7 protein-coding genes are annotated in these 12,733 nt (G+C 57.9%); 3 read left to right on the top strand and 4 right to left on the bottom strand.

The annotated features are described in order from the left end of the window. Positions 1 to 74 precede the first annotated feature (74 nt). The 3 genes from OMP40_RS38935 to OMP40_RS38925 all read left to right on the top strand — a co-directional run bounded on the left by OMP40_RS38935 (position 75) and on the right by OMP40_RS38925 (position 7,406). Positions 75 to 1,937, top strand: coding sequence for a DUF5057 domain-containing protein (locus OMP40_RS38935; RefSeq protein WP_277539573.1), 1,863 nt, complete (start codon positions 75 to 77; stop codon positions 1,935 to 1,937). Positions 1,938 to 2,089: 152 nt separating this feature from the next. Continuing rightward, positions 2,090 to 3,100, top strand: a complete 1,011-nt coding sequence (locus tag OMP40_RS38930; protein WP_277539572.1) for a hypothetical protein — start codon at positions 2,090 to 2,092, stop codon at positions 3,098 to 3,100. Further along, positions 3,024 to 7,406 (top strand): Ig-like domain-containing protein, encoded by a 4,383-nt coding sequence (locus tag OMP40_RS38925; protein WP_277539766.1) that lies wholly within the window; start codon positions 3,024 to 3,026, stop codon positions 7,404 to 7,406. Before OMP40_RS38930 ends, OMP40_RS38925 begins: the two co-directional genes overlap by 77 nt. A 168-nt stretch (positions 7,407 to 7,574) precedes the next feature. Here the strand turns inward: OMP40_RS38925 and OMP40_RS38920 are convergent, their stop codons facing one another. The 4 genes from OMP40_RS38920 to OMP40_RS38905 form a co-directional block, all read right to left on the bottom strand. Next, positions 7,575 to 9,029: a glycosyl hydrolase family 28-related protein gene (locus tag OMP40_RS38920; RefSeq protein ID WP_277539571.1), complete on the bottom strand. Its 1,455-nt coding sequence runs from the start codon at positions 9,027 to 9,029 to the stop codon at positions 7,575 to 7,577. Further along, positions 8,938 to 9,768: a hypothetical protein gene (locus OMP40_RS38915; protein ID WP_277539570.1), complete on the bottom strand. Its 831-nt coding sequence runs from the start codon at positions 9,766 to 9,768 to the stop codon at positions 8,938 to 8,940. Before OMP40_RS38915 ends, OMP40_RS38920 begins: the two co-directional genes overlap by 92 nt. Beyond that, complete coding sequence (locus tag OMP40_RS38910; protein WP_277539569.1) at positions 9,738 to 10,970, bottom strand: glycosyl hydrolase family 28-related protein; 1,233 nt, start codon at positions 10,968 to 10,970, stop codon at positions 9,738 to 9,740. The genes OMP40_RS38915 and OMP40_RS38910 overlap by 31 nt, the downstream gene beginning before the upstream one ends. 191 nt (positions 10,971 to 11,161) lie before the next feature. After that, entirely contained in the window at positions 11,162 to 12,730 is a 1,569-nt protein-coding gene (locus OMP40_RS38905) for a hypothetical protein (RefSeq protein WP_277539568.1), read from the bottom strand. Positions 12,731 to 12,733 lie beyond the last annotated feature (3 nt).

Here is a 12,733-nt window from a genome sequence, read left to right as displayed (position 1 = left end):
AGATTCTAGGTCTAGCAACCTACTTAATTCATCAAGCGAGAAACTTACATAGAGAACCATTAGGGGGAGAGAATATGTCGCGAATTCGAAAATGGTTGAGCTTGATGCTGGCGGCTGTTTTAGTCATCGGAGGAATCCCCGTTACGGCATTCGGGCCGGCTCATACGCATGCGGCTACCTACAAAATCGTGACGTTGACCGGCACGGCGTCAAACAACAATGTCCGCAATGTCGTCTTAAGCGGCACACAATTACGCCTAACTACGGATACGGCGACTAAATTTATTATGACCGACTGGGGTGACGGCACCGTATCGCTGCGTTCGCAGGAGAACGGTCTTTTCGTCACGGCCAACGGTACGAATGATTTGACTGCATCCGCAACTGCGGTCAAAATCACGGAAACGTTCAAGAAGGATGCGTCGGGCAGCGCATTTACGTTTATGTCGCTCTCGAACAACAAGTATTTGACGACCGTTTCCAGCAATAACGGTAGCAATAGTACAACTACGATTAAAGCCAACAGCGATACGGCTACGGATGCTAGACAGAAATTCACCATCACCGACGTCACGCCCACTTCATCAAAACAAGAAATCCGCGTGCTCGAAATTACGGACGACGGTACTTCGGAGTTGCTTCCGCTACTCGGCACATACAACGATCCCGTTATAAAAATCGAGTCCATCCGTATGAAGCAGTTCGTCGCCCAGCGAGACGAACTGGATGGTCGCTACGACGCCATATACATCGGCAAAGGCGCCTACAATTCGACAATGGTCTGGACGGAAGCGGATGGCCCAGGCTACTACCAGAACCATAATACGAAAAGCATCATGAACGACATTACCAATCTGAAAATGAAAGAAATCAAGGATTTTTATATCGATCGCGGCCTGCCCGTCATCGTATATAGCCAAAAAACAAGCTCAACGTCGAGCAGCGGCGCACTCTATCAAAATACGGCCGGCATCCTGAAGGCGGGATTATTACCTTACGCAACTTCCCTCACAAGTTCAACAACGCCATTCGTCCCGGTTTCGAACAAAGGCAACGTAATTTTCGTCGGCGATGCGCACTTTGCCAGCGCCACCGCCTTCCTGACGAAGACCGATCTGATCAACCGCGCTGCGGAGCGACCTCGTCTGATCGTAACGGACAAGCCGATCGACTATACCGCCAATCAGAATCAAATTTATGTGGCCGGGGATACGCTTACTTATACGTTCAACGTGGCCAATGTCGGCAACATCGCCCAGCGAAGCATGACCGCCAACCTCTACATCGGCATCGACAGCGTGCTGAAGTTCGATTCCAACAACCTGATCGCATCGCAGCCCGTGACCGCCACGACCGGCAATACGCTCACTTTCCGCCTGCCAAAGGGCTACTCCGGCGTCCACTATTGGAAGCTCGAGCTTGTCGATCAGGGCAGCAAGCTCAAGGATATCCAGAGCGGCGTGCTCCGGTTCCGCGACGAGCTGACCAAAATTAACGTGCTGCAAATCCTGCCCTCCAGCGGCGATACAAGCAGCTTGCTCAAGAGCAACAATATGAACCAGAGCTACCTCAAGACGGACGACTACGACATTACGATCAAAACCATTACCATGAGCACCTTCAACAGTTCCGGCTACAAAACGCTCAACGGCTATTACGACATGCTGATCTTCGGCTTCGCGGATTCCTACAATAGCAGCGCCAGCATCGATAAGACGGCCGCCGACGCGGTCAATGCTTATATCGCGACTGGTCAGAGCGTCATGTTTACACACGATACGGTGTTCCAGGGCAATTCGAACTGGATCAGCTACTTTCAGGAATCGACTGGCCAACTCAGCCCCATGACAAATATGGGTCTCGGTGCCCCGGAAACTTCCACGACAACTAAAAAAAGTCAACGAAGGATTATTAACTCGTTTTCCTTTCAATATTAGTAGTGTCATCACCAAGGTCAATACGACGCACGACCAATACTTCGGCCTGAAGCTGGAAGATCCCAAGCTGATCCCCCTGGTACAACATTACGGGCGGCCCGCGGGACGACGACGACAGCTGGAATCACTATTACACCTATTCGTATGGCAACGTGACCTACTCCGGTACCGGCCATACGAACGCCAACTTTCCGGACTGGGAGCAGCGCCTGTTCGTCAATACGATGTACCGGGCGTTCATCGGATCGAACCATGCGCCGATCGTGAACGTCAGCACGCCGACGAATTATGCGGATACCGGCAAAATTATACCTTCTTATAACAAGATACTGTTGAGCTACACGGCGCAGGACTACGATGTCATCGACCGCACGCTTAGCACGGCCGTCTCCTTCAAATACCGGGCCAGCGCCTCGGACGCCTGGACCGAGAAGCAGGTCAAAGCTTATAGCGACGTCAAAACCGGCGATATCGTCACCGAATCGTACGACAATCCGCTGCCGAACGGCGGCGACTTGGTTATCTACGTCACGGCGAAGGACAAAAGCGGTGCCAGCGCCACCCAGACGATCACGACTAAGGTCGTGAAGGTGACCGCCAACGTCGATTTGAGCCGCACTTTGTCCGCCAACGTCGTCAACAACCAGATCGAAAAGAACGTACCGTTCACGATGACCTATACGATTACGCCGAAGAGCATTCCTTATCAAAACGGCATTAACGCCGAAGACTTGGTCATCAAAAACTTCAAGCTGGATGAAAAGCTGCCCGGCAATCTGGAAGTGCTGGCGGCCGACGCGTCCCCCCCTGCTGCTGAATCCGGCCGTAGCCGGCTCGCTGGCGACAGGCTATCGACTGACCGGTTCGCTGGCCGACATTCAATATCGATTAAGCCAGGACGGCAGATCTTTCGTCGCCGATCCGGTCAGCTTCACGGTGAAGGTCACGCCGAAGCAGAACGGCAGCTATCTGCTCGACAACTCGTACTTGAACTTCACGGACTTCTACGTAAACGGCGCGATCGTCACCAAGGATATCGAGCGCAGCCTGCAATTCCAGCCGTATCAAGTTCAAGCGGTCACCAAAATGGCCAGCTTGAGCCTGTCGGACACGATTATCGCGAAAGGCGACGAGTCGAAGCTGACGCCGGTCATCGGTCCTGACGATACGTCCAACAGGACGCTGACCTGGACCAGCGACCGCCCTGATCTGGTGACCGTCGATGCCGCGGGCATCATTAAAGGCATTGCCGAAGGCACCGCCAAGATTACCGCGACGGCGACGGACGGCAGCGGCTTGACCGCCGTGTCGAACGTGACGGTCGTCGTGCCCGGTATCAATATCGTCGGACCGAGCACGGTCAACGTCGACGACACGATTAATCTCGAAGCCAAGCTCATCCTGGCCAACGAGACGCTGACCGGGCTGACCTGGTCCGTAGGGTCCGGTCAATCCACGATCGGCGAGCTTGGCAACGGCGCCGACGACATGAAGAAGCTACTGACCGGCGTCAACGCCGGCCCGATCGACATCACGGTCGTCGCGACGACCAGCAAGGGCAAAACCTACACCAAGACGTATCGCGTGACCGTCATACAGCCGATCCAGCTCACGCTCCCTGCCGACATTCATATCGGACTCGGCACGGAGTGGAAGCGGGATCTGTGGAATACGGCGCTCGGCGTAACGCCGGAGGCGAGCAAGACCGGCATCCAAAGCTATACGACCTGGACGAGCGGCGACGCCGCCACCGTAGAAGCGGGAGCGGGCAACGGCGTCGTCATCGGCAAGAAGACCGGTTCCGCCACGGTCGGGGCGTCATATCAGAAAAACCCGAAGACGACGCCTGTCGCCGCTTCGACGCGCGTTACCGTCGTCGATCTGAGCGTACCTGAACAAGTCACGTTGGGCAAAGGCAAGACGCTCGACGTCAAAGCGCTGGTTGGCGCCGCGCCGGCCGACGTTAGCTCGGCGGTGCTGAGCCGTCTGACCTGGAGCGACGAGAGCGGCAAAGACTTCGCATCCGTCGGCGCATCGACGGGCATCGTCACCGGCACGAATGCAGGTATCGAAAATGTCACGGTAACGTACCGGCAGACGGACGGCGGACCGATCGTGATGCAGAAGACGGTTCAGGTGAATGTGGTGGATATTGACGGACCGGCTTCCGTTACGATAGGCAAAGGAAAATCGGTGGATCTGAAAAGCGTAATAAACATGCTGCCGTCCAGCTTAAGCGATTCGATGCTTGCCAGCTTGACCTGGCGCGACGAAGCCATCAAAAACTTCGCTGCCGTAAATGCGGAAGGCATCGTCATCGGCAACGAAACCGGAAGCGAAGACATCACGGTCGAGTACCGGGCAGTACCGAACGGACCAGTCATCGCTTCCCGCACGATCCAAGTAAAGGTCGTGGCGCTTTCGGGTCCCGAAGAGATCGAAGTCGGTCTGGGCGGGACGATCGACTTGAAAAAGCTGATCTCCGGCGCGCCGGCCGAGCTGTCCGCCGAATTGCTTGGCAAGCTGTATTGGAACGACGAGAGCGGCAAGACGATCGCATCGGTCACGGCCGCCGGCATCGCGAAGGGGCTTGCGCCCGGCTCTGAAACGATAACGGTCGGCTATAAGGAGACGCCTGACGGCGCTGTAATCACGGAATGGAAAATCAAAGTCAACGTGATCTCGCTGGGCGGACCGGAACAGGTCACTGTAGGCAAGGGGCGGACGCTGACCGTTCAGGACTTGATCGAGGCGCTCCCCAGCAATCTGAGCAGCCAAGTGTTGAGCCATCTGGAATGGAGCGATGAAGCAGGCAAGTCCTACGCCTCCGTCAATGCAGCCGGCGTCGTGACAGGCATCGCCGCAGGCAGCGAGCTGGTGACCGCCGCTTACCGTCCAGCGCCTAACGTGCCTGTCGTTACCTCTTGGACGATTAAGGTCAATGTGGTCGATCTCGGCGGCCCCGCATCCGTCACCGTCGCGGAAGGCAACACGCTATATTTAAAATCGCTGCTGACCGTGCTGCCGGCGACCTACGACGCCGAAGTTAGAGGACATTTGGTGTGGACCGACGAAGCAGGCAAGAATTTCGCCACAATCGCGGCAACAGGCATCGTGACGGGAACCAAAGCCGGTGTCGAGACGGTGACGGCCTCCTATAAAGAAACCGCGAACGGCCTGGTCATCGCTTCGTGGGACATTCAAGTGCAAGTCGTCAAACTTGGCGGTCCGACGCAAGTCATCATCGCCAAGGACGGTACGATTAATTTGAAGGACCAGATTACCGTCCTTCCTGCCGGATTAACGGACGACGTTAAATCTCATCTCACTTGGACGGACGAGCAAGGCAAAGAGATTGCGTCCGTGGATGCCGCTACGGGAATCGTCAAAGGCCTCGCGCCGGGAGCCGAGAAAATAACGGCGACCTATAAGGATGCGGACGGCCGCGTCATCGCCGTCTGGGAGATCGTCGTTAACGTGGTCCTGCTGGAGGGACCTACGGAAGCGGTCGTGATCAAGGGCGGAGAGCCGGCAGATCTGTCCGGCCTGCTCGTCGTAACGCCGGCTTCCCTTAAGAACGAGGTACTGACCCATCTCGTATGGACCGACGAAAACGGCAAAAGCAATGCTGCCGTCGACGCCAACGGCAAGGTCACTGGCTTGGCCGCAGGCGAAGAGACCATCAAGGTCGAGTACAAGCCGGTTGCGGACGGACCTGTCGTCTCTGCCTTGAGCATTCGCGTCCATGTCATCGAGGCGTCCATGACGGGCAGCGTCACGCTGTCGAGTACCGGATCCGCAGCGGTTCAACTGGCGGATACCGATCATCTTAAGGTTAACGAAAACGGCGATCGTCAACGGTTCATTGACGGGTTGAACTGGTCGTTCAAGAACGGTGACAGCTATGCCTACCTCAACGAGCAAGGCCAAGTGACGGCCAAAGCGCCTGGCGTAGCGATCGTACTCGCCGAGTACAAGCTGCCGGGCAGCAATCAAGTCCTTTGGTCGCACCAGGTCAAGGTTAACGTCGTCGAGCTTACCGGCCGCGATGTCTCGGTCACGCTCGGTCTCACGCGCAGTCTGCTGGACGATCTCACGAGAGGTCCTGCCGCGCTGAAGAGCGAGATCGAAAGTCACCTGACCTGGGCGGTCGAGACCGGACAAGACAAGCTTACCGTATCCGCATCCGGCGTCGTGACCGGCGTACGCAGCGGTACCCAAAAGGCGATGGCGATCTATGCGCCTAGCGACGGCAGCCCGCAAATCAAGGCGGAATTCAGCATTCGGATCGTGCCGGTAGAACTCGAGCTGCCGCGCACCTTCACGATGCTGCTGGACACACAATACAATCTGTCCGACAAGCTCGGCATTAAACCGATCGGCGATACGAACGCGATCCTTCCGTTCGTAACTTGGAACGATACGAACGGCAACAAGGTCGTTACCTTGAATCAATCGGGGCTGCTCACGGCGCAAGAGGTGGGTACCGAAACGGTCAAAGCCACATATGCGAATCCTACGTCCAGAGATGAGACCGCCCCCGCGGAGACCGAGATTCGCGTCGTATCCATCGCATTCCCGGACGTCATCGAGATCGGCCAAGGCGCAGATCCGCGCGATCTCAAGGACGATCTGACTATCGCGCCGGATTCGATGAAGGACGAAATTCTAGGTCATCTGACCTGGCAGGACGAAACGGGCAAAAGCATCGTTGACGTGGACGATAACGGCCTGGCGACCGGCGTGCAGCTCGGCGAAGAAAAAATTACGCTGATCTACAAGCCCTCTGACGGCAGTCCGGACATTCCGGTCTACACGACGGTCAAAGTTCTGCCCGTTGTGCTCGGACCTCCCGAGAAGCTGACGATCAAGCGCAACGGCACGACGGATCTTGGCGCTCTTCTTCCGCCCGACCTGGATGCGGAGGTTAAGAATAATCTGTATTGGAGTATTACCGGCAATGACTCCACATTGGCAGCTAACGAATCCGAAAAAGATAAAAAATCTGGCCGCCTGACGGCATCCTCGGCTGGCACGGCGACCGTCAAGGTCACCTACAAGAAGTCGGGCAAGGATATTGTCAGCAAGACCTTCACGATCGACATCGTCGAGCTCAGCCTGCCGCCTCGGATTGAATTGACGCTAAGCAATCCAGTCGTCAATTACAGTCTGCTTAACGGTAGTAAAGGCAATCTGTCGATCTTACCATCGGCACCGCAAAGTTTGAGAGATTCGATCGTGAGCCATCTGAAATGGTTCGATTCGCTGACCAACGACGTCCTTACGGTCAGCAGCGCAGGCATCGTCACGCCGGTGAAAGCCGGCACCGAAGCCGTCAGCGTCACGTACGCGCCTCCGGCCGATAGTCCGTTGATCGGCGAGGCGATCACGGCCTCGACCCTGATCGTGATCCAAAACGCCTCGACGCCGAGCACCGACGGCCGAGAACACGGCGGAGATCGATACTAATTAGATACGTGAATCAACGAGTTTGAGGAGGCGGTTAGCCTCCAACCCTTTCGACTCCCAATAGGCGGTCGGGAGGGTTTATTTTTATTCCGAGACTTGTCTCCTGATTGCAAAAAGCCGAGGCCTCTCAATCAGGCACCCGGCTTCTTGCATGACTGTTCATCGCGCTTACCGACTTACGTTCCCATCCTGCGTCACTGTTCCCGAAACCGTGAGCCCGTTGGCGGCGGCGCTGCCGGTAACGCTTAAGGTACCTCCGGCGTTGTTGACCATTTGCGTCATCGCCGTTGCAAAATAGCTCGTTTGAATAGCCGCGCTGCCGCCCGCGACCTTGATCGCATGAGTCCCGCCGTCGGCAAAATGCCCTTGCTGCAACAGCACGTCGCCGCCTCGGATGTCATAGCCAACGGTCGGATTGGTCCAGTGGTTGGTGTTAAAAAGACGAATCGGAGCGCTGCCGGATACCGTGTTGTCGACCACGACGAAATGGCCGTTGTCGTATTGCACGGTTTCCAGGTTAATGAGGGTTGCGCCCCGCGAGTCGACCGAACTGAATCGGATGCCGTTCCTGGATCCATCGGTGCCGTGGTTCAACACGGTGCCGTGAAAGCTGCCGAGACCCGGCTGCTCGATGAACCGCATACCGTCGTTAGCGCCGAAAACGAATGTTTCGCTGACATGGCCGTCCGCCACGGCGCCGAACACGAAGCTGGTGCCGTTCGCTTTCTGCCACGGCCAAATCTTTGTCAGCGTCTCCGCGCCGGTCGGCGAGTTGAGCAGCTTCTCGTCGCCCGACCAGTACGTCGGATTGAAGTGTACGTTCTCCACCCAACCCTCGGTCGACGTATTGCCGACGAACAGGCCCGTCTTCAAGCCGGCGCCGGACAAGTAGTCAATGACATGGCCGTCATTGTTGTACGTACCGAAGTCCACACCCTGATAGGCGTTCGAAACGTTCGTATAAACGATCCAACAATGGGGGCCCTGGCTTTGGATCGTCCAAGGGTAGGCTGTGACCTGGTCGACATCCTGCTCGGGATACCAGATCAAGATCCCGCGAATGCCGGAACCGCCCAAGACCTGGTCCGCGTTCAGCTTGATAAAGGGCGTCCCGTTCGCGTTTCCGGCGTCGCCATCGACATAAGCGTACAGCACGGTGCCGTGGCTCATCGTATGGAACGGCACATCCTGCGCGCCGCGCAGCTCGACGCCGGCCGGCACCTCCAGATGGCCGTCGACCCGGTATTTGCCGGCCGGCATATACACGGTGCCGCCGCCGTTCGCGCCCGCGTCGTCCAGCGCGTCCTGAATCGCCGAGGTGTCGTCGGTTACGCCGTCTGCCGCCGCGTTGTACGGACTCGCCGACACGTCGAACAAATCGGCCGCTCCGATTTTGGCCGGCTTCGGATGCACGGAGCGGGTATACGGCGAGCCGTCGATCTCCTCGAACGTACGCGGAGATTGGTCGATCACGATCTGGTTGTTGGACGGATTGGCATTCTGAATAACCGCTGAGCCATTGTAATCGTTGCTAAGCAAGCTTGCGGACGATACCCCGCTGCCCAGGCAAATATGCTTGGAGGCTCCGCCTGCAGCAAGCCGCGAATTCGCTTCCTTGCACAAGCAAACTTCCTTCCTGCGCGTCGATCGCGCAGCCCGCCGCGTTCCAGCTGTCAAAGCTGCCGTTCACGAAGCTGAGCAAGCCGTCGCCGAGCTGACGAACCGCGACGCCCGTGCCGCTAAGCGTCGTTTTGTTGAATTGCAGGCTCGCGTTCGCGAATCCGGTCGGCGCCAGCACGGCAACCGGGTCCGGCCCGGCGGTCGCCTCGATCGAGCTGGCCGAGATCAGCCAGCCGTACGGACTGACGGCTTCCGCGTCCACGCCGGTGCGCGCGCCTTTAACCGTCAGGTTGTAGATGCTGCCGTTCGACAAGCCGCTCGTACCGATGAACTTAATTCCGGTTGCATACCTGTCGATCGTGACGCCGTTCAGGACCTCCCAGTCGTTGCGGGCGATCACGATTCCGACGGAACCGTTGTCGCCTTGCGTATAGGCTGCGACGGACGCGGCGTTCGGCGAGCCGGGCAAGCCGGACTCGGCCCAATATTCAGGCGAGAATACCACTTCCTCCATCCGGCCGACGTCATAGACCTGGTCGAGATAGATACCCGTCTGCAGCGGCGTGCCGTACACGTCGCGAATATAGTGCAGGCCGTTTACCCGCTTGGCTGTCGATAGCCCTTGATAGGCGTTGACCAGCGTCACGTTCATTGCCGTTCCGGACGAAGGCGTCGTCAGATCGATCGTGTAGGGGTAAGGCGTAACTTCTCCTATCGTCTGCTCGGGGTAATAGATGGACAAGTTGCGAACGCCGGCGGACGTTCCAAGCGTGATAAACGGCCGCGCCTGCGCATCTCCCCCTCCCCCGGATACGCGAGCAATAGCGTGCCATCTACGGATTTGTCGACGTCGGAAGGCTTCTTCCAATCTCCCCGCAACGTACAGGACGTCGGCACAAAGAGGCTGCCCAGCAGCTTGTATTGCCCGTCCGGTGCGTAGACGACGCCGCCTCCCGCGATCGCGCAGTCGTTCAGCGCGTGCCGGAACGCCGCAGTCGCGTCCAATCCACCGGTGGGGTCGGCGCCATAGCGCGCGTCGGTCACGTCGAACCCTGCGACGACGACGTCCTGCGAGCCGAAAACGGTTGTATGCACCTTGGCGTCCGGCGCATAAACGGTCGGTCCCCCGGTCACGCCGCTGTCGGCGATGCCGCTGCTGTAGGCTACGCCGTACAGACTCTTTTCCTCCGCCGTCGTAAATAGCGATTGCCGCAGGTTGCCCAGTCTGTCGGCGACGACGATGTTTTTATACTGCGCACTGTAGCCGAGCCCGCCTTTGTCGTTCTCGCCGACGAGCAGCAGCTGGTCGATGTGCTTGCGGACCATGGACAGCGGCACCTTCAGCTTCCGATGGTACCACTGGTTGTCGGCATACGCCGACAGATTGGCAGAGCCGCCGTGGCCGCTCAGACCGTTCTGGTCGGTCCAGCCCGTGTCGCGGAAATTGCCGCCCTCCAGCGTCAAAATATCGAGGCCGCCGGCTCCGTTCACGGCGCCGTCCATGCGGACGTCGTATTCGATATAATCGCCCGGTTGAAACCTGTAGTCGGGCATCGCGACTTTGTGGTATACATATTTATTGCCGGAGCCCGCTGCGTTCGTCACGTCCAGCTTCAGGACGTCGGTGCCGGCTCCCGCGTGATTTTGCACAACCAAATCTTGACGCTCGACAAAATAGACCGTATCCAGCTTCGAAACTGTCGAAGACGACTTGTTCACCGCCAGCCGGAAGTAATCGACAGCCGATAGGTTGGGATGACCGACGATATCCGCTTCGCTCAGCCTCAGCGTCATCAAGTTCCAGCCGTTGACCGCCTGGCTCAGCACGTCGGCCATCTCCCACGTATAAGCGTCTGCCGTCAGGCTGCCCGCGCTCGAAAAGCCCACCTTGCCCGTCGCCCCGCTCAGCGCGGAAACATTTCCTATATAATAGTAGAAACTCAACACGCCGGCATCCTCGGCAACGAGCGTATCGAAGGGGGGAGTCAAACGTTTTCTCGAATTCGACCGTCCCGCTTCCGCTCCTGCTCAAACTGCCCCGCCCTTCGGCTTTGTCGTTCGCATCCAGCGTCAGCGTATCATCGGAAATCCAGCCCGCCGCGGAATCCGCACGGTCCAGCACAACGGCACCCGGATTAAACTGCTCGAAAAACACATGATCCAGCTTCACGACGGGAGACTTGGCATTCAAGAAAAAGATCCGAAAAAAAATTCAGCTCCTCGAAGTCCGGATGGCCCAGCACGACGGCCGTTGCGTCCAGCTTCAGCGTCACGAGGTTCCAACCGTTGCTCAACTGCGGCAGCACGCGCGACGCGAAGTCCCAGGAAATCTCGTCGACATCCGGACCGCCGGAGCTTGTCAGCTCAACCTGACCGTATGTCCCGTCCAGCTTCGACACATCGTCCACATAATACCAAAAGTTTAACGTGCCGTACTGCATCGTGAGCCCAGAATCAACCGGCGAAGCAAACGCCTTCTGGAACTGTACCGCCTGGCTGCCCGTCATGGACAAGCTCCCCGTCCCTTCCCGCTTGTTCGCGGTGTCCAGCGTCAGCGGATTGGCCGAGCTCCAGCCGGTCAACGAGTCGGCGGCGTCCAGCGTGACAGCGACCGAAGAAGCCGGACGCTCCTCAAAATAAACTTGGTCCAGCTTGACGACCGGAGACTTCATATTAAAGAAAAAAATGCGAATGAAATTGATCGCCTGCAGATCGGGCGTGCCGATCGTCCCGGTTGCGGCTTCAAGCTTCAGCGTCACGAGGTTCCAGCCATTGCTCAACTGCGGCCGCACGCGCGTCGCAAAATCCCAATTCACTTCGTCGGCGTCGTAGGTGCCGGAGCTCGTGAGCTCGACCTGACCGTACGTCCCGTCCAGCTTCGATACATCGTCCACGTAATACCAGAAGTTCAGCGTTCCGTAACGCGTCGTCAGTCCCGAATCGACCGGCGCGGCGAACGTCTTCTGGAACTGTACCGTCTGGCCGCCCGTCATCGACAGACTGGCCGTGCCTTCCCGCTTGTTCGCGGTGTCCAGCGTCAGCGGATTGTCGGAGCTCCAGCCGGCGAGTGAATCGGCCGCGTCCAGCGTGACGATCGCGGACGCCGGAACTTTCACCGTTTCCTCAAAGTAAACCTGGTCCAGCTTGATGACAGGAGACTTCGAATTAAAGAAATAAATGCGCAAATAGTCGATCGCCGCCAGATCCGGATCGCCCAGCGTTCCGGTGACGTCATCCAGCTCCAACGACACGAGATTCCAGCCATTGCTGAGCTGCGGCAGCACCCGTGAGGTGAATTCCCAGTAAAATTCATTGACGTCGGGACCGCCGGAGCTCGTGAGCTCGACCTGGCCGTACGTGCCGTCCAGCTTCGACATGTCGTCCACATAGTACCAGAATTTCAACGAGCCATGCTGCAGCGTCAGCCCCGTGTCTACCGGCGAAGCGAACGTCTTCTGGAATTGCACGACCTGGCTGCCCGTCATCGACAGGCTGGCCGTTCCCTCCTTCTTATTCACGGTGTCCAGCGTCAGCGGGTTGGAGGAGGTCCAACCGGAGAGCGAATCGGCGCTATCGAGCGTGACGATCGTCGAGGTCGTCGCCGCTTCCGCCTTGCCGGGAGGCGCGATCGCCCCCAAGCCGCCGACGAGGACGGCCGCAGCCGTTGCGAGCGCAAGAACCATTTTTGCCTGAAACCGTTTCATTCC

This window comes from Cohnella rhizosphaerae (genome assembly GCF_029525575.1).
In the GTDB taxonomy this organism is placed as follows: Bacteria; Bacillota; Bacilli; order Paenibacillales; family Paenibacillaceae; genus Cohnella; species Cohnella rhizosphaerae.
This window is presented reverse-complemented; position numbering and strand designations above follow the sequence as displayed.

What these genes read in the sequence shown, in the direction of transcription:
- OMP40_RS38925 (WP_277539766.1), top strand. Translation starts at nt 3,024, where the DNA reads ATGGCCAGCTTGAGCCTGTCGGACACGATTATCGCGAAAGGCGACGAG.
- OMP40_RS38905 (WP_277539568.1), bottom strand. Translation starts at nt 12,730, where the DNA reads ATGAAACGGTTTCAGGCAAAAATGGTTCTTGCGCTCGCAACGGCTGCG.
- OMP40_RS38935 (WP_277539573.1), top strand. Translation starts at nt 75, where the DNA reads ATGTCGCGAATTCGAAAATGGTTGAGCTTGATGCTGGCGGCTGTTTTA.